This window comes from Paraburkholderia sp. SECH2 (genome assembly GCF_030464795.1).
GTDB lineage: Bacteria > Pseudomonadota > Gammaproteobacteria > Burkholderiales > Burkholderiaceae > Paraburkholderia > Paraburkholderia aspalathi.
Map to the genome: position 1 here is coordinate 1 of NZ_JALPRH010000034.1, position 16,596 is coordinate 16,596.

The following is a 16,596-nucleotide window of genomic DNA, read 5'->3' on the forward strand; positions in this document are numbered from 1 at the left end:
GTGGGTCCCGCAGCTTGCTACCGGTAGTGGTGCATCTGGAATCTGTGTTCGTGCCCCTGCTTGCGCTAGTGACAAGGGAGTCATACTTCCGGCGGCGCTGCGCGCGCCGAAGAGTCTTTCAAAAACCGGCAGTCATCTGGAGCCTGTCTTCGTCGAGGTGCGATGGGGATTCAACGGCATTCTTTTTTCAACGTCTACGCCGAAAGTTAATCCCCACGAACACGGCCATCAATGTCAAAAATCCGCCGAACAGTAGGGCGGAATTGACGACAACGTGTCTGACGCCAAGCACGTCGACGTTGATGAAAGGATACGGATAAAAGTCTGACAAACTGCCGCGCCAGAAGGTAATGGCGAGGTACGCGACAGGATAGATCAGCCACAGCAGGCAATGCCGTAGCCGCAAATGGAATCGCGGTACGAATAACACCCAGTAAAGCACCGCCAGCATCGGTAAAAGGCTGTGCAACGATTCGTTGAGCAGCAGCCTGTACGCCCTCGGTGACCACGTTCCGCGTAGAAGCAGGTTGTAGGCGATCCCCACAAATGCCATGTAGACAACGACCGCGGTCACGACGGTGGGCTGTCGAAAAAAATGCACGATTACCGGACTGCGCCTTCGTAACGCTACGCAGGTAAAACAGACCGCGCACGCTAATACGGTTAGATTGGTGAGGTAACTGCTCATCCGCGCAACCCCATCGAGCACGCCGAGCCCGCGGGCTAGCGTGCGGTCGATCGTCAAATCGGCTTGCGCAACGATCGAAATCCACGCGATTACGGCAATGATCGCCGCCAGCGTCACAGACGAGACGCTGGGCGTGTGGAGCGGAAGCTCGGGCTCATGGTGATGATGTGGGGCAGGGCGCATGCGAATGATTCTATACACACCACATTCGCTTTGCAGCAAGTGCGAAAAATCGCGTGAGCCGAACTCGAAGCCGATCCGCACTCAACCTCTGCCCAATAAAAATTCTATGGCGTGCTACGTGAAACGCTGACCGGCTGCAAACGGCTCACTACTTCGGGTATAGCCGAACTTGCGGGCGACGCTTCATCAATCGTCGTACGGCCGCCGTCGTGGAAGAACGCGAGTTCCGCGGCCTTGTTCAGTACGAGGATGCTGATGCGCCGATTGGTCGGCTCGTCGGCGACGTTGCTGTTTAGTGGCAACACATCGGCGAGTCCGCGCACCTGCAGCAGCTTCTCGCCGTGCATGCCGCCTGCTACCAACGCGCGGCGTGCGGCGTTGGCTCGCTCGGACGAGAGTTCCCAGTTTGAGTAGCCCTCTGGGCCGGCCGTGTACGGCACTGCGTCGGTGTGGCCGGCTATCGAAATGCGGTTCTCCACGTCGTTGAGCGCGGCGCCGATTTGCATCAGGATCGTCACGGCGTAAGGCTGCAACTTTGAACTGCCGGACGGAAACATCGGACGATTCTGTGAATCGACGATTTCGATGCGCAGACCTTCGTTCGTGATTGAAATGCGGATCTGATCCTTGAATGCCCTCAACGCCGGGCTCTGCTCGATCAAGGCGGTGAGCTTCTCTTTCAGCTGCTGAAGCCGTGCCGCGTCGGCGGGTGCCACGATCGGTGGGACCTTTGCCGGTGGTGTGGGTTCGGTTTGGGTTTTCTTGCCATCGCCGGGTCGGCTGTCGGTGATGTCGCGCCCGCCGCCCTGGATGACGTTCGGACGTGCCGCTGCCGTGCCCTCGTTGCCGCCGAGCAGGCTCGACAGCGGGGTGTTGAAATAGTCTTCGATGCCCTGCTTGTCGTACTTGGACGTCGAACCGAGCAGCCACATCAGCAGGAAGAACGCCATCATCGCGGTGACGAAGTCGGCGTAGGCGATTTTCCATGCGCCGCCGTGATGGGCGCCATGGTCGCCACCCTTCTTCGAGCGGCGCACGATCACCGGAGCGCTTGTCTCGTCCTGCTGGGACGCGCGCGATCTTCTTTCACTCATGATGCCGCTCCGCGTCAGGCCGATTTCGGCATCTTGGTGGCGCGCACGGCGTCGTCGAGTTCCTGGAAGCTCGGACGGTCGGCGGTGAACAGGACCTTGCGGCCGAATTCGACGGCGATCGGCGGTGCATAGCCGGAGAGCGAAGCGAGCAACACGGCCTTCACGCACTGGTAAGGTTTGGCTTCGGCGCGGCCCTTGGCGTTGAGCAGATCGGCGACCGGACCTATAAAGCCATAGGCGAGAAGAATGCCGAGGAAGGTGCCGACCAGTGCGCCGGCGATCATTTCGCCGAGCACGGCGGGCGGCGCGCCGACCGAGCCCATCGTATGAACCACACCCATCACGGCGGCGACAATACCGAATGCCGGTAAGCCGTCAGCCATTTTCTGAATCGCGTTGGCCGCGACCGATGCTTCCGCATGATGCGTGGCCAGTTCTTCGTCCATCAGGTCCTGCACTTCAAGCACGTTCACGTTGCCGCCGGACATCATGCGCAAATAGTCGACGATAAAGTCGAGCAGATGATGGTCCTTCAGGACGTGCGAATACTTCTGGAACAGCACGCTCTCTTCCGGCGCCATGACGTCGGCTTCGAGCGACATCATGCCTTCCTTGCGTGCCTTCTGAAGCAGCTCGTAAAGCAGCGCGATCAGCTCGAGATATTTTTCCTTCGTATACCCACCGCTCTTAAAACACGAAGGAATTGCCTTGATCGTTTTCTTCAGCGTGGAGGTCGGATTGCTCACAACAAACGCTCCGATCGCCGCGCCAAAAATACATAGCAATTCGAACGGTTGAACGAGCGCGGGAAGATGCCCGCCTACACCGACAAAACTACCGATCACAGAAGCCATTACCACTACCCAGCCGATTGCGACAAACATGCTCTCTCCGTTATCTTGCGCGACGCACGTTCGGCGGAACAGGCCCGATTTCATGGGCTTTTTCGAGTGCGTCACTCATATTCGCTATGTACCGGTAAACGGCCAGATTCGCGATGTCTGAAGTGTGCGCATCAGTGAAAAATAAAATATTCACCAACTGGTTAATCACCTGTTTGATTTCCGGTAATTTTGTCCGCCGAATTTGATCAGTCGTTGCGGTCGCAACCAATAGTGGAGATTTGAAAACCGGGTGATTGAAGACGTGGTTGCATGACTGCATTATTCAAAATGCACGGTGTGGCATTTTTACCGGGCGGTCTGCTAGCATGGCTAACAGTTTGTAACGTCCCGGCGCTCGAAGCCGCTACGCGGCTTCTCGTCGGCTCACGAATGCCGGCAGCGACAGCGGCCCATCCGGAGATGCGAAAAACATGCGGAATCTGAATTCTGCCGGGAACATCAAGCTCACAACCAAAGCGTCCTCCTGCCTTGTCGGTATCGGGCTTCTGTTCGCGTCCAACGCGGCTGACGCCCAGGAGTTTTCCCTATTCGGCGGCGGCTCGCGCGCGGGCAGTACAAACACCTACACGTGGGCGTTCAACTATCAGGAAGGGCTCGGGCAATACTTTGCCGCGAGCTTCACGTGGCTCAATGAGGGACACATTCCCAACCATCATCGCGACGGCCAGATGATCCAGCTATGGGGCCGTATTCCCGTCGGCAGCCCGCAGTTCGTCCTGCAGGCGGGCGTCGGTCCATACCGTTACTTCGACACCACCACGGCCGTGCAAGGCGGCAGCTATTCGGACACTCACGGCTGGGGTGTCGTGTATAGCGTGCGTGCGGCGTACTACGCGTCGAGCCGGTGGATCACGCAACTGCAGTTGAATCGCGTGCATGTGCAGCGCGGGCCGGATGCGACCAGCGTGATGTTCGGCGTCGGCTATCAGCTCGATGCCCCGGGCACCCCCGGTCCGCGCGACTGGGCGAGCGGCAGTACGCACAACGTCACTAACAACGAAGTGGCGGTGTACCTCGGCGAGACGATCATCAATTCGACCAGCTCGCCGACTGCACTTGGCGGCGCGATCGAATACCGGCGTGGGCTTGCGAAATACCTCGATGTGACGGTTGGCTATCTTCACGAGGGCAGCAGCAAGGTGGCGCGCCGCGACGGCTTGACCAGCCAACTGTGGGCGACGCGTGCCTTCCTCAACGATAAGGTATCGCTCGGACTCGGCGTCGGCGCCTACTATGCGATCAACGAAAACGAGAACAGCCTGACGCCGGGGCCGGGCGCCGGGAAGTTTTCCGGGCTCGTCACGATCGCCGGCTCGTATCGCTTTACCGATCACTGGAATGCGCGGATCGAATGGAATCGTGTCGTGACACGCTATGATCGCGACTCGGATGTAATTTTCGGCGGTGTGGGCTACCGTTGGTGATGGCTCACCGTGTCAGCAGAAGCAGTCTTCTAGAACCGATAGTAAAGATTCACAGAAAAAAACCGGAGAAGAGCATGAAAGCCAGCACCATCGCCGAACGGGAGGCCCGTGGCCGTGCCGCCCGTGAGCACTCGAAGCGCTCGAGCCATCGCACGGTAGGCGAGTTGCATCGCAACCCGATCGAGTTGCTCAAGCAAAGCAGCGAGGGGCGCGTCGAAAGGCTTGTGCCGCTGCGCTACGGGCGCATGTCGGTGTCGCCGTTCACCTTCTTTCGCGGCACTGCGATCATTCAGGCGCACGACCTGAGCCGTGTTCCCGACACCGGCCTCACCATGCCGATTTGCGGCGACGGTCATCTGATGAATTTCGGCGGCTTCGCGACACCGGAGCGTCAACTCGTATTCGATCTGAACGACTTCGACGAAGTCGCGACGGGTCCCTTCGAATGGGACCTGAAACGCCTGACCGCGAGCCTCGTGGTCGCCGCGCGTCATATGCGTTTGAGCCGTGGCGCAGCCGAGAATCTGGTGATGACCGCCGTCACCGAATACCGCGATCGCATGACGCAATACGCGCAATGCGGCGCGCTCGAACTCTGGTACGACCGCATCACGTTCGACCGCATGGCGGAAACCGCGCTGACTCCCGAGCGCCGCCGCATCGTGCGGCGCGGCATGGAAAAGGCCGCGAGCCGGACTCACGAAAATCTGCTGGAGAAAATGGCCGAGCACGACGGCGATCACTGGACGATCCGCGATGCGCCGCCGGCGCTGTTCCACGTGCTGGGCGCGAACACGCTGTTCACGCCTGAAGAAACCGAAGCATTCAGGGGCCACAACTGGCGCAAGATGCTCGAACGCATGTGGGGCGAGTACCTGAAGACGATGTCGCATGACCGGCGAGAGTTGCTCAGCCATTTCACCGTGCAGGACATCGTATTCAAAGTGGTGGGCGTCGGCAGTGTCGGCACGCGCTGCATGGTGGTGCTGAACGTGGATCACATGGGCAAGCCATTGTTCCTGCAGCTCAAGGAGGCGCGGCCGTCTGTGGTCGCCCAGTATTACAAGTCGGCTCCCGTGAAGCACGAGGGCGAACGCGTCGTGCAAGGGCAGCGCATGCTGCAGGCCGCGAGCGACATTTTTCTCGGCTGGGCGAACGGACCGCTAGGGCGCCATTTCTATTTCCGGCAACTACGCGACATGAAACTGTCAGCGAATATCGAGCTGTTCGACACCGACCTGCTGGAAGGTTACGCGAAGCTTTGCGGCTGGATCATGGCGCGTGCGCATGCCAAGGCGAGCGGCCAGGCGATCGAAGTCAGCGCGTATATCGGTCGTGGCGACCAGTTTGCGGAGTCACTCGCAGCTTATGCCGCCAGCTACGCGGATCAGGTGGAACGTGATTACGACGTGTTCCTGAAGGCCTGCCGCAGCGGCGAGCTCGAGGCGCGCACGGACGAAGACATGGCGGCGGATTTCCGGGTGTAAGAGGGCGCGGCGTGGCTCGCCACGTGTCGGTGGCCGAGCCACGCGGCAAGATTTCTCGCAGTTCAGTCGTCGACGCGCGCTTCACGCAGCGTAACGAAGCGCAGGTGCTGTTGGCGCGCCGCTTCGATCACGCTCGGCAGGACGGCGAGTATCAGCGGTTTGCCTTCGAGGGTGAGCGCGGCGTTTCCATCGTGCAGGAGCAGGATGTCGCGCGGGGCAAGGCCCTGAAGCAGCCGATGCGTGACCACCTGGGGATCGCGTTCGCGCGTGTCGTAGCCACGCCGCGTCCACGCCGCGAGCCGCAAATCGAGTTTGCGCAGCACGGGCTCGAGAAAAATGTTGCGCAGGCCCGCCGGGGCGCGGAAGAACATTGGCCGCTCGCCGCTCAATGCCTGGAAGGTGCGCTGCGCCGCTTCGATCTCGCGCGTGAGAGCACCCGGAAACGTGATCGAAAACGTGTGCACGTGAACCTGTGAATGGTTTTCCAGCGCATGGCCGCGTGCGACGATCTCGCGTGCGAGCTCCGGGTAGCGTTGCGCTTTCGCGCCGATACAGAAGAAAGTGGCGCGCACGTTGAAAGCGTCGAGCAGATTCAGCACTTGCGGTGTGACGACCGGGTCGGGACCGTCGTCGATGGTCAGTGCGATCGCGTCTGCGTTGCGCGCGCCGGCGGGCAGGCGCGTCCAGTTCGGACCCAGCAGCGAGGTGCGCGGCAAGAGGCCCGCTACCGTGAAAATAGCGTGATTCGCAAAGATCGCGGCGAGCCACCATGGCCATGCGGCGGGTGCCAGCAGCCAGCCGGCCAGTACGAATACATGCCATGCGGCCGTGGCGGTGACCATCGCGGGATAGCCGGTGCGCGGCCAGCGGTGCTGCGGCGCGACCTCATTGCGATGCGGGGTGAAAAGTTCGTTCATAAAGCGTGCTTCCTGTCTTCCTTCCTCCGTCCTTGGAGGGCCCTGAATCGCGCGCGTGACGCGCAACAGCCAACCATACCATTGATGCGCAACGCGGCGCTGTTGCGGAAGGTAACGATAAGTAATGAAAGAAATCTGAAAGACATCATGCTTCGCGACGGCTGCGCCGTTGCCGTTGCGTTTGTGATGGGTGACCTGCTGTTGTATGGTGCTAGGGCCAAAGAAACCGAGCGGGAGAAGTGCTGTGACAGGAACGGGAATCAAGAAGGTCGCGCTGGTGACGGGCGCGGGCAGTGGCATCGGCCGGGCCTGCGCGCTCAAGATGCTGGAACATGGTTATAGCGTCGTACTCGCAGGCCGTCGCCAGGCGCCGCTCGACGCCGTGGTCGAAGAAGCGCAGCAACTCGGTGGCGATGCGCTTGCCGTGGCCTGCGACGTGACAGATGCCGATAGCGTCGCTGCGCTGTTCGACACGATCCGCTCGCGGCGCGGCCGTCTCGACGTGCTGTTCAACAATGCGGGCCGTAACGGCTCGCCGGTGGATATCGACGAGCTCGATATCGACGAATGGCGCTCGGTGGTCGACACCAATCTCACAGGCGTGTTTCTCTGCACTCGTGCCGCATTCGGTCTGATGAAAACGCAGACGCCGCGGGGCGGCCGCATCATCAACAATGGCTCGATTTCCGCGCATGCGCCGCGGCCGAACAGTATTGCCTACACGGCGACCAAGCACGCGATTACCGGCATCACCAAAGCGGTTTCGCTCGACGGCCGCAAATACGACATCGTGTGCGGGCAGATCGACATCGGCAATGCGGCGACGGAAATGGCCGAGCGGATGGCGCGCGGCGTGCCGCAGGCGAATGGCGAAATCGCGGTCGAGCCGTTGATGGACGTGCAGCACGTCGCCGACGCGGTGCTGCATATGGCGGAATTGCCGCTGTCCGCGAATGTGCAGTTCATGACCATCATGGCGAGCAAGATGCCGTTCGTCGGGCGGGGCTGAGCAGGGCGCGTCCGCACGCATCGCAGGAGATCAACTTATACTGAGCGCTTCCCGCCTTCTGGAAAAAGCGATTCGCCGTGCCCCGCGCCACACCCAAGGACGACCCGCAGCCGGTGCCGCCCGCGCAGCCCGACCTCGACGATTGTTGTCATAGCGGCTGCAATCCGTGTGTCTTCGATCTCTACGATGAAGCACTGGAGCGCTATCAGTCAGCGCTCGCCGAATGGCAAGCGCGGCAGGCGGCACTCAGGGTGCAAAAGGTACAAACGGTGCAAGCGCGGCACAGCAAACCGCGTACGCGCCGCTAAACGGTGTTTCAGGTTTTACGCCAAGGCCGCAGCCATACCCCGTCCCCGTCATGACCGACCTTCAGCCCGCGCCCATCGAACCCTTCAACGAAACGCACACGCTGGACGACCTGCATACCTTCGTGCAGCGTTATCCGCGTCTGTTCGTGCTAACCGGTGCGGGCATCAGCACTGATTCCGGCATTCCAGGTTATCGCGACGACAACGGCGAATGGAAACGTTCGCCGCCGATCACGCTGCAGGAATTTCTCGGCACGGCTGCGATGCGCCGACGCTATTGGGCACGCAGCATGGTGGGCTGGCCGGTGGTGGCCGACGCGCAGCCGAATGCCGCGCATACCGCTCTCGCCCGGCTCGAGGCAGCCGGCCATGTGCCGACGCTCGTCACGCAGAACGTCGACGGTTTGCATCAGCGGGCCGGCAGCCGCGAGGTGATCGAACTGCATGGCGGCATCGACGGCGTGACGTGTCTGGACTGCGGGACGCAGCATTCGCGCGCGTCGATCCAGCGCACGCTCGAAGCCGACAATCCCGCGTTGCTGGATGTCACGGCCGAAACCGCCGCCGACGGCGACGCGCATCTGGAGTGGCACGATCTCGACGCTTTCCGCGTTCCGGCGTGCACGAACTGCGGCGGTTTGTTGAAGCCCGCCGTGGTGTTCTTCGGCGAAAGCGTGCCGCGCGAGCGTGTCGAAGCGGCTTCGCATGCGCTCGATGCGGCGGACGCGGTGCTGGTGGTCGGCTCGTCGCTGATGGTCTATTCGGGCTACCGCTTCTGCGTGTGGGCGCAGAAGCAGGGCAAGCCGATCGTCGCGATCAATCTGGGGCGCACGCGCGCCGATCCGCTGTTGTCGCTGAAAATCGCCGCGCCCTGTGCCGACACGCTGACTGCGCTGGCGGGGCGTCTGGCACTGGATTGAGCGGGCCGCCCGAGCTGCGCGCGGCTCGCACAAATCGTCGATAATCCCAATCCCACGCAGTGCCGCCCTCACGAAAAGCAACCGTCCCGCAAAAGGAACGCCGATGTTGACGACGATCGAACAGCTCGAAGCAATCTACGGTCAGCCCCACGAACGCGCAGTGAAGAAAGAGATTCCCTACGTCAACGAAGACTATCGCGCGTTCATCGAAGTCGCGCCCTTCGTCGTGCTCGCCACTGCGGGTCCGGAAGGCCTCGACTGTTCGCCGCGCGGCGACGCGCCGGGCTTCGTGCGTGTGATCAACGAACGCACGCTCGCGCTGCCGGACCGCATCGGCAACAATCGCGTCGACAGTCTGCGCAATATCATCGTTGAGCCGCACCTGGCGCTGCTGTTCATCATTCCGGGCGTCGGCGAAAGTTTGCGCGTGAACGGCCGCGGCCGCATTTCCAACGATCCGGAATTGCTGGACAGTTTTGCCGTCGAAGGTAAACTGCCGCGCACCGTGCTGCTGATCGACGTCGAAGCGGTGTACTTTCATTGCTCGAAGGCGCTGGTGCGCTCGAAACTGTGGGATCCCGCGCGTCATATCGAACGTTCGCGCCTGCCGAGTGCCGGCGAGATCCACCAGCGCATCAACGGCGCCAGTTTCAATGCCGCGACCTACGACCGTGAACTCGCCGAACGCGTGCGCACGACCCTGTACTGAAACAAACCGAACATGACTGATTCCCATCCGGCGTTGCGGCAACATTCGCCCTCCGCCGAACGCAATCGCGAACCGATCCTTGCCGTATTGCGCGAAGTGCTGCCGGCTACCGGCCGTGTGCTGGAAATCGCGAGCGGCACGGGGCAGCATGCTATCTGCTTCGCCGGCGCATTGCCCGGGCTCGACTGGCAACCGAGTGATCCCGATGCGGACGCGCGTGCGTCGATTGCGGCGTGGATCGCGCATGCAGGGCTGGCGAACGTGCGCGCACCGCTCGCTCTCGACGTGCATCAGGCGGAGTGGGGTGTGCAAACGCTGAATGCGCCCGATCAGTTTGACGCCGTGGTCTGTATCAACATGATTCACATCTCGCCGTGGAGCGCGACGCAAGCGCTATTCGCCGGCGCGAGTCGCCGACTGGTCGACGGCGGTGTACTGTATCTGTACGGCCCTTACAAACGCGGTGGCGCGCATACCTCGCCGAGCAACGATGCGTTCGATCAGCAATTGCGCAGCCGCGACCCCGCGTGGGGCGTGCGCGACATGGAAGCGGTGGTCGCGTTGGGCGCATCGGTCGGGCTCGTGTGCGACGAGCCGATCGCGATGCCGGCGAACAATTTCAGTCTGGTTTTCAGGAAACGCCTGGACGCGGCGCGGGTCTGACAGACGTTGCGTAATGCGGTGTGTGCGGTGTGTAAGCGGTGCGTCATAAAGCGCATCACCGGGCACCGCCTAAAGTTGAGGCCCGCACGCAGTGGAAAGCCTGCTCGCTGAGCGCAAATGCGCGTCAGCGAGCGGCAAGCCGGCATTTCTTTTATCCTTTCACCCTCGACGTTCCGCCGACGTTCTTTCCGGCGCGGCGTCTCGACATTTTTTGGACTCTGGAGAATTCACATGGGCAAACAGGCAATCGGCGTGGTGGGGCTAGCGGTCATGGGCCGCAATCTGGCGCTCAACATCGAAAGCCGCGGCCACGCGGTGTCGGTGTACAACCGTAGCCGCGAGAAAACCGACGAACTCATCGCCGAATATCCGGACAAGAAGCTGGTGCCGGCCTTCACGCTGGAAGACTTCGTGGAGTCGCTGGAAAAACCGCGCCGCATTCTGCTGATGGTCAAGGCAGGCGAGCCGACCGACGCCACCATCGCGTCGCTCAAGCCGCTGCTGGACAAGGGCGACATCCTGATCGACGGCGGCAATACGCATTTCACCGACACCATCCGCCGCAATCAGGAACTGGCGAAAGCCGGCCTGCATTTCATCGGCACGGGCGTGTCGGGTGGCGAAGAGGGCGCATTGAAAGGCCCGTCGATCATGCCGGGCGGCCAGCGCGACGCCTATGACCTGGTTGCGCCGATCCTCACCGAAATCGCCGCCAAGGCGCCGGACGGCGAGCCGTGCGTCGCGTATATGGGTCCGGACGGAGCGGGCCACTTCGTGAAAATGGTGCACAACGGCATCGAATACGGCGACATGCAGTTGATCGCCGAGAGCTATGCCGTGCTCAAGCAGGTCGTCGGTCTGTCGAACGAGGAACTGGCCAAGGTCTACACCGAATGGAACGAGGGCGAACTCGACAGCTACCTGATCGAAATCACCTCGAAGATCTTCAAGAAGAAAGACGAAGAAACCGGCAAGGATCTGGTCGACGTGATTCTCGATCGCGCGGCGCAGAAAGGCACCGGCAAGTGGACCAGCCAGAACGCGCTCGACCTCGGCGCACCGCTGCCGCTGATTACGGAAGCCGTGTTCGCACGCGTGCTGTCGTCGTTGAAGACTCAGCGCGTGGCCGCGAGCAAGGTGCTGGAAGGGCCGGCAGCCAAGCCGCTCGGCGCCGAGCGTGACGCGTTCATCGAATCGGTGCGCCGTGCGCTGTACTTCAGCAAGGTGATTTCGTACGCACAAGGTTTCGCGCAACTGCGCGCGGCATCGGAAGAGTACAAGTGGGATCTGGACTACGGCACGATCGCGAAGATTTTCCGCGCCGGCTGTATCATCCGCGCCCGCTTCCTGCAGAAGATCACCGACGCCTATACGAAAGACAAGGCGATCGCCAACCTGCTGCTCGATCCGTACTTCCGCGACATCGCGAAGAACTATCAGTCGGCGTTGCGCGAAGTCGTGATTGCCGCCATCAATGCAGGCGTGCCGGTGCCGGCATTCGCTTCGGCAGTGGCGTATTTCGACGCATATCGCTCGGAACGCCTGCCGGCGAACCTGGTGCAGGCTCAGCGCGATTTCTTCGGCGCGCACACGTTCGAACGTATCGACAAGCCGGGCAGCTTCCACGCGAACTGGAGCTGAGCGTTTGAATCGTGGCCCGGCGCGCGCTTGCAGCAAGGCGCGCCGGGCCACATAAGCGATTGAATTCAAGGCGGGCAATTATTGCTGATAGCTATCGTGCAGATAGCGTGGCAGCACGCTGGACCCTCTACTATTGCGAATTTCGGAATAGAGTTTCATCGTTTTAGGGGTTTCCCCTAGATGTTGCCGCTCCTAAACTTCTACTTAAGCGCTACGGGACAACGAGCCCAAAGCACATTAAATACAAGTTCTGGAGGTTTACATCATGAAGACTCTTATCTCTGCAGTTGTCGTCGCTGCCGCTCTGGTCGCTCCTGTTGCTTCGTTCGCTCAATCGAACCAGCCGCTTACCCGCGCTGAAGTGCGCGCTCAACTGGTGCAACTGGAAAAGGCCGGTTACAACCCGATCGGCGATCATGTCGATTACCCGGCTAACCTGCAAGCTGCGCAAGCCCGCGTCGATGCACAGAACGGCACCGCTCAAGCTGTGAACAGCGGCTACGGCGCACCGATCGCTGGCACCTCGCAAGCCGGCCGTCCGCTGACCGGCAACGACCGTAACTCGGTCTACTTCGGCAACTAATTCGCCGAAACTGATGTGAACGCCGCCCGGCTGACAGGCGGCGGGTAATAAAAAAACGCCGACCGGATTGCCGGGCGGCGTTTTGTCGTTTACGGCGTTGCCTCGCCGTCAGATCGATTTCAAGGCGCGCTTCAACGGTTCGGCAAATGCGGAATCCCTTCGTTGCTGGTCAGATTCAACTGATGAATCTGCCGATGCGCCTTGTTCAGATGCGCCTGCGCGGCGACGCGTTGCGCTTCCAGTTGCGACACCTCCTTGCGCACCTGATGCTGCCGGTTCGACACCGTCTGTTCCTGCGCGCCGCGCCGTTGCAGATCCGTGCGCAGCCGTTCGGCCTGCGCCTCGGAGCGCGCGATCATGCGCGCAAGCTGTTCGTTTTGCGCCTCGAGTTGCGCGCGGCGCGTTTCGCCTTCCGAGAGCCGCGTCGCCTGTTCCTCGAAGTGATGGAAGGCCGCTTCCGCGGCTTCGAGGTCGGCGGCTTTGAGCGCGCGCCACAGCGAGCCGTCCTGATACAGCGCGACGTAGTACGTCAGTTCCTTCGCGTGGAACAGCAGACTGACCGAATAGGCGAAGCTGCGGAACACGCGGAACGGCGTCAGCGCTTCTTCTTCGGCGAGCCATTCGATTTCGGCGGTGTCGGCCATCTGCACGCCGCGCACGCTAACCTGCGAAGGCACCACCGGCACCGGCCGTAAGGTCGTCACCGGCCGCGCCGGCTCGGCGACTGGGGCGGGCTGGGCACCAGCGGCAGCGGGCGTGACGCCGGCCGCCGCGGCCAGCGCCGCCTCCTCGCTGTCGTCGGGCGATACGGAATCGGCGGTGTTCTCTCGCGCGACCTGCACGAGATGCGATGGGCCTGCCAGCACGCTGCGGCGGTTCAGGAGACTTTTCACGGCGGTTCCTCCGGTTGACTCGCCCGAAACCTTCAGACGGCGTCGACAGTCAAGCATGCCGGACAATCTGGCGGTTCGGGCGGTGAGCGAAAAGTGGCGGACCGGCGGTACTAGCAACTGAGCACCGGGGTGCGCGGCAGTGCGGATGCGTTTTCCGCGAGCGCAGCTTTAATGCAAGGTGCGATGCCGGCGGCCTATTTCATCGAACAGCGCGCGGCTGGGTTCGAGGGCAAGCAACCAGGATTCGTCGTAGCCACTGAGATTGTCGAGCGCCTCGCGCAGCCGTTCAATCGCCAGTGCCGGAATCTCGACGCTGGCTTCGACGCCGCTCGACAATCCCGCGATGCTGGCCAGCTGGACCAGCGCGTCCGCGGCTTCGGCGACGTCTGCCGCGAAAACCAGATGGGTGTTCAGCAACTCGACCAAACCGGGCGACGCCGCAATATCGTCGACGTTGAGTTGCACGGCCAGAAACGTGGCTTTGTTCATCCTCAACTCCTCGCTGGATCCAGGCGTTTGCGTACGGTGCGTTGCGGCAGCATGACTGAGTATAGGCGAGGGTTAAAAGGATTCAATAATCACACGAATGCGTTCGCCCGGCCGTGTGGCGGCGGTTGCGCCTGCCGCAACACCTATAATGGGGTCGGTCGAAACGCGTGATCCCGCTGGGCCGGGCGGTTTGGTATGCGGCACGGATAACGCGTCGACAGCGTCTGCTTCTCAACCCACTATTCACCATGAAGATCATTCGCAGCAAGAGCTTCACCGCGACGCGTCCGTGGGGCGCGCTCGATATCGCCAACATGGGCGGCATTACGACGCGCCTGCATTGGACCGATCAGCCGTACAAGTGGCATGTCAACGACGGCGAGGAAGTGTTCGCCGTACTCGACGGCCGCGTGGAGATGCGCTATCGGGAAGGCGGCGTGGAACAGTCGGCGATTCTGGAAACGGGCGATGTGTTCTACGCGTCGGTGGGCACCGAACACGTTGCGCATCCGATCGGTGTGGCGCGCATTCTGGTGGTCGAGGCCGAGGGCAGTGTCTGACGGTTCCTTGGCCCATGCCGTGTCGAAGCCGTTGCCAGCGCGCACGGCGGCATAATGGATAAGTGCCGTGGCGCCCGTGGCGAGCGGCACGGCGAATGCTTGGGGCTGATTGAATCCGATTGAATCTAAGTGTCGAGGAAAATCACATGACAAGACAATGGCAATTCACGGCGACCCGGTTGCTGATCTCGGCGACACTCGGCGTGATGATCAGCGGTTGTACGTCGATGCCGTGGGAAAGCACGCCGTTCTATAGCAGTGCGCCGTCCCGCCCGACTACCCTTGGCACCGTCCCTGTGCCAGCCGGTTACTACCGCGCCAATCAGGGTGACACGCTGGCGGGCATCGCGTCGGCGTACGGTCGCAAGCCGCAGGAGATTGCGGCATGGAACGGCCTCGCAGCGAATGCGGCGGTCAATCCGGGGCAGGTGCTGCGAGTGGCGCCGCCCATGGCGTCGGGTAGCGTGGTGACGCCGCCGGTCGGTGTTGCCGGTCAGAATGGCGCTGCCGCGACGCCTGGCACGCCCGGCGTGCCGCAGCAAGGCGTGCTGCTGTGGCCGTTGCGGGGTCCCGTGCTGAAAGCCTTTGCGCCGGGCAAGTCGAACGGTATCGTGATCGGCGGCCACGCAGGCGATCCGGTCAAGGCCGCCGCGACCGGCCGGGTGGTTTACGCCGGCACGGGTATCGAGGCGTACGGTCCGCTCATCATCATCAAGCACGACGATTCGCTGATTACCGCCTACGGGCAGAACAGCACGCTGCTGGTCAAGGAAGGCGATGCTGTCGCGCAGGGACAAACCATCGGCGAAGTCGGCGTGGATAGCCGCGGCGTGGCGTCGATCCAGTTCGAAGTCCGCCAGAACGGCCAGCCGGTCGACCCGCTTGCGTGGCTGCCGAAGTCGGGTGGGTGAACCGCGCCTATTAGCGCGGTTTTCAGCGCCGCGTTAATTAATTGAATACACTGTGTGGCTCAACAGCCGGAGTCGTGGCCGTTCATCGAAGCAGATGAAGCGGTGCGCGGGCCGGCGATCACAGGCTGTCATGCATTGACACAAACAGGGACACACGAGGTTTTCACCATGATCGATTTGCGCAGCGACACCGTAACCCGTCCAACTCCTGCCATGCTCGCGGCGATGTCGGCCGCCGAAGTGGGCGACGACGTCTGGGGCGACGACCCAACCGTGCTGCGTCTGCAGGCAACGGTCGCCGAGCGTGCCGGCAAGGAAGCCGGCCTGTTCTTTCCGAGCGGCACGCAAAGCAATCTGGCGGCGTTGATGGCGCATTGCGCGCGCGGCGACGAATACATCGTCGGCCAGTTGGCGCATACCTATAAGTACGAAGGCGGCGGCGCCGCGGTGCTCGGCAGCATTCAGCCGCAGCCGCTCGAGAATGCCGCCGACGGTTCGATCCCGCTCGAGAAGATCGCCGCCGCGATCAAGCCGATCGACAACCACTTCGCGCGTACGCGGCTGCTGGCGCTGGAAAACACCATCGGCGGCAAAGTGCTGCCGGCGGGTTATGTCGACGAGGCGGTGCAGTTGGCGCGTAAGCATGGTTTGTCGGCTCACCTCGACGGCGCGCGTGTCTACAACGCGGCGGTCGCATCGGGCAAGCCGGTTGCGGCGCTGTGTGAACGGTTCGATTCAGTCTCGATCTGTTTTTCGAAGGGCCTGGGTGCGCCGGTCGGCTCGGTTCTGGTCGGCAGCCAGGCGCTGATCGACGTGGCGCATCGCTGGCGCAAGGTGCTGGGCGGCGGGATGCGTCAGGCCGGTGTGCTGGCGGCGGCCTGCCTGTACGCGCTGGATCACAACGTCGAGCGTCTTGCCGACGATCACGCCAACGCCGCGCATCTGGCGGCCGGTCTGGAATCGATCGACCAGGTCAAGGTGCAGTCGATCGCGACCAACATGGTGTTTGCGCATTTTCCGCAGCAACATTGCGTACCGCTCGAAGCGTGGCTCAAGGAGCGCGGGATCCTCACGCAGATGCTGTATGCGTCGCGCTTCGTCACACATAAGGATGTGTCGCGTGCGGATATCGATACGTTTATCGCCGCGGTGAAGGGGTATTTCGCCGCGCATTGATCGATCGAAATGCCGGGAAGAAAAAACGGGCGCACT

18 protein-coding genes are annotated in these 16,596 nt (G+C 62.0%); 12 read left to right on the forward strand and 6 right to left on the reverse strand.

From position 1 onward, the window contains the following. Positions 1-187: 187 nt before the first annotated feature. The 3 genes from M0D66_RS34035 to motA all read right to left on the reverse strand — a co-directional run bounded on the left by M0D66_RS34035 (position 188) and on the right by motA (position 2,849). On the reverse strand, positions 188-871 hold the full coding sequence (locus M0D66_RS34035; protein ID WP_211707951.1) for a Pr6Pr family membrane protein: 684 nt from the start codon (positions 869-871) through the stop codon (positions 188-190). Between the two features lie 104 nt (positions 872-975). Next, a complete protein-coding gene (motB, locus tag M0D66_RS34040) occupies positions 976-1,965 on the reverse strand; it encodes a flagellar motor protein MotB (protein ID WP_211707945.1) in 990 nt (329 codons plus the stop codon). A gap of 14 nt (positions 1,966-1,979) precedes the next feature. Beyond that, the gene (gene motA / locus M0D66_RS34045) at positions 1,980-2,849 is read right to left on the reverse strand and encodes a flagellar motor stator protein MotA (RefSeq protein WP_093634921.1); all 870 of its coding nucleotides are present in this window, start codon (positions 2,847-2,849) and stop codon (positions 1,980-1,982) included. Positions 2,850-3,280: 431 nt separating this feature from the next. On the opposite strand from motA, the gene M0D66_RS34050 reads away from it, so the two are divergent. Together M0D66_RS34050 and M0D66_RS34055 are read left to right on the forward strand one after the other, a co-directional pair. Next, complete coding sequence (locus M0D66_RS34050) at positions 3,281-4,294, forward strand: hypothetical protein (protein ID WP_211707946.1); 1,014 nt, start codon at positions 3,281-3,283, stop codon at positions 4,292-4,294. 74 nt (positions 4,295-4,368) lie between these two features. Further along, positions 4,369-5,781 (forward strand): DUF2252 domain-containing protein, encoded by a 1,413-nt coding sequence (locus tag M0D66_RS34055; RefSeq protein ID WP_093634813.1) that lies wholly within the window; start codon positions 4,369-4,371, stop codon positions 5,779-5,781. A gap of 62 nt (positions 5,782-5,843) precedes the next feature. Here M0D66_RS34055 and M0D66_RS34060 read toward each other — a convergent pair whose 3' ends face one another. Further along, on the reverse strand, positions 5,844-6,698 hold the full coding sequence (locus M0D66_RS34060) for a polysaccharide deacetylase family protein (protein WP_211700404.1): 855 nt from the start codon (positions 6,696-6,698) through the stop codon (positions 5,844-5,846). 244 nt (positions 6,699-6,942) lie between these two features. Between M0D66_RS34060 and M0D66_RS34065 the strand changes: the two genes are divergently transcribed. The 7 genes from M0D66_RS34065 (at position 6,943) to M0D66_RS34095 (ending at position 12,531) form a co-directional block, all read left to right on the forward strand. Continuing rightward, a complete protein-coding gene (locus M0D66_RS34065) occupies positions 6,943-7,707 on the forward strand; it encodes an SDR family oxidoreductase (protein ID WP_200621282.1) in 765 nt (254 codons plus the stop codon). Between the two features lie 77 nt (positions 7,708-7,784). Further along, entirely contained in the window at positions 7,785-8,015 is a 231-nt protein-coding gene (locus M0D66_RS34070; RefSeq protein ID WP_200652600.1) for an oxidoreductase-like domain-containing protein, read from the forward strand. Positions 8,016-8,065: 50 nt separating this feature from the next. Further along, entirely contained in the window at positions 8,066-8,935 is an 870-nt protein-coding gene (locus M0D66_RS34075) for an NAD-dependent protein deacetylase (protein WP_200652601.1), read from the forward strand. Between the two features lie 103 nt (positions 8,936-9,038). Continuing rightward, on the forward strand, positions 9,039-9,644 hold the full coding sequence (locus M0D66_RS34080; RefSeq protein ID WP_211707947.1) for a pyridoxamine 5'-phosphate oxidase family protein: 606 nt from the start codon (positions 9,039-9,041) through the stop codon (positions 9,642-9,644). A 12-nt stretch (positions 9,645-9,656) separates the two neighbouring features. Further along, positions 9,657-10,307: a DUF938 domain-containing protein gene (locus tag M0D66_RS34085; protein ID WP_211700406.1), complete on the forward strand. Its 651-nt coding sequence runs from the start codon at positions 9,657-9,659 to the stop codon at positions 10,305-10,307. A gap of 231 nt (positions 10,308-10,538) precedes the next feature. Further along, positions 10,539-11,948: an NADP-dependent phosphogluconate dehydrogenase gene (gndA, locus tag M0D66_RS34090; protein ID WP_200621285.1), complete on the forward strand. Its 1,410-nt coding sequence runs from the start codon at positions 10,539-10,541 to the stop codon at positions 11,946-11,948. 265 nt (positions 11,949-12,213) lie between these two features. Further along, entirely contained in the window at positions 12,214-12,531 is a 318-nt protein-coding gene (locus M0D66_RS34095; RefSeq protein WP_093634806.1) for a DUF4148 domain-containing protein, read from the forward strand. Between the two features lie 131 nt (positions 12,532-12,662). Here M0D66_RS34095 and M0D66_RS34100 read toward each other — a convergent pair whose 3' ends face one another. Both M0D66_RS34100 and M0D66_RS34105 read right to left on the reverse strand, forming a co-directional pair. Next, a complete protein-coding gene (locus M0D66_RS34100; protein ID WP_211707948.1) occupies positions 12,663-13,424 on the reverse strand; it encodes a DUF2968 domain-containing protein in 762 nt (253 codons plus the stop codon). Positions 13,425-13,592: 168 nt separating this feature from the next. Then, positions 13,593-13,913: a hypothetical protein gene (locus M0D66_RS34105; protein WP_028198298.1), complete on the reverse strand. Its 321-nt coding sequence runs from the start codon at positions 13,911-13,913 to the stop codon at positions 13,593-13,595. A 248-nt stretch (positions 13,914-14,161) separates the two neighbouring features. Between M0D66_RS34105 and M0D66_RS34110 the strand changes: the two genes are divergently transcribed. The 3 genes from M0D66_RS34110 to ltaE all read left to right on the forward strand — a co-directional run bounded on the left by M0D66_RS34110 (position 14,162) and on the right by ltaE (position 16,560). After that, the gene (locus M0D66_RS34110) at positions 14,162-14,473 is read left to right on the forward strand and encodes a cupin domain-containing protein (protein ID WP_054041883.1); all 312 of its coding nucleotides are present in this window, start codon (positions 14,162-14,164) and stop codon (positions 14,471-14,473) included. Positions 14,474-14,619: 146 nt separating this feature from the next. Then, positions 14,620-15,384 (forward strand): murein hydrolase activator EnvC, encoded by a 765-nt coding sequence (locus M0D66_RS34115; RefSeq protein WP_200621288.1) that lies wholly within the window; start codon positions 14,620-14,622, stop codon positions 15,382-15,384. A 168-nt stretch (positions 15,385-15,552) separates the two neighbouring features. Beyond that, on the forward strand, positions 15,553-16,560 hold the full coding sequence (gene ltaE, locus M0D66_RS34120; protein ID WP_200621289.1) for a low-specificity L-threonine aldolase: 1,008 nt from the start codon (positions 15,553-15,555) through the stop codon (positions 16,558-16,560). The last annotated feature ends 36 nt before the right edge of the window (positions 16,561-16,596 follow it).

Excerpts from the sequence above, each read along its gene's own strand:
- M0D66_RS34035 (WP_211707951.1), bottom strand. The coding sequence starts at position 871 with ATGCGCCCTGCCCCACATCATCACCATGAGCCCGAGCTTCCGCTCCAC.
- motB (WP_211707945.1), bottom strand. The coding sequence starts at position 1,965 with ATGAGTGAAAGAAGATCGCGCGCGTCCCAGCAGGACGAGACAAGCGCT.
- motA (WP_093634921.1), bottom strand. The coding sequence starts at position 2,849 with ATGTTTGTCGCAATCGGCTGGGTAGTGGTAATGGCTTCTGTGATCGGT.
- M0D66_RS34050 (WP_211707946.1), top strand. The coding sequence starts at position 3,281 with ATGCGGAATCTGAATTCTGCCGGGAACATCAAGCTCACAACCAAAGCG.
- M0D66_RS34055 (WP_093634813.1), top strand. The coding sequence starts at position 4,369 with ATGAAAGCCAGCACCATCGCCGAACGGGAGGCCCGTGGCCGTGCCGCC.
- M0D66_RS34060 (WP_211700404.1), bottom strand. The coding sequence starts at position 6,698 with ATGAACGAACTTTTCACCCCGCATCGCAATGAGGTCGCGCCGCAGCAC.
- M0D66_RS34075 (WP_200652601.1), top strand. The coding sequence starts at position 8,066 with ATGACCGACCTTCAGCCCGCGCCCATCGAACCCTTCAACGAAACGCAC.
- M0D66_RS34080 (WP_211707947.1), top strand. The coding sequence starts at position 9,039 with ATGTTGACGACGATCGAACAGCTCGAAGCAATCTACGGTCAGCCCCAC.
- M0D66_RS34085 (WP_211700406.1), top strand. The coding sequence starts at position 9,657 with ATGACTGATTCCCATCCGGCGTTGCGGCAACATTCGCCCTCCGCCGAA.
- gndA (WP_200621285.1), top strand. The coding sequence starts at position 10,539 with ATGGGCAAACAGGCAATCGGCGTGGTGGGGCTAGCGGTCATGGGCCGC.
- M0D66_RS34095 (WP_093634806.1), top strand. The coding sequence starts at position 12,214 with ATGAAGACTCTTATCTCTGCAGTTGTCGTCGCTGCCGCTCTGGTCGCT.
- M0D66_RS34105 (WP_028198298.1), bottom strand. The coding sequence starts at position 13,913 with ATGAACAAAGCCACGTTTCTGGCCGTGCAACTCAACGTCGACGATATT.
- M0D66_RS34110 (WP_054041883.1), top strand. The coding sequence starts at position 14,162 with ATGAAGATCATTCGCAGCAAGAGCTTCACCGCGACGCGTCCGTGGGGC.
- M0D66_RS34115 (WP_200621288.1), top strand. The coding sequence starts at position 14,620 with ATGACAAGACAATGGCAATTCACGGCGACCCGGTTGCTGATCTCGGCG.
- ltaE (WP_200621289.1), top strand. The coding sequence starts at position 15,553 with ATGATCGATTTGCGCAGCGACACCGTAACCCGTCCAACTCCTGCCATG.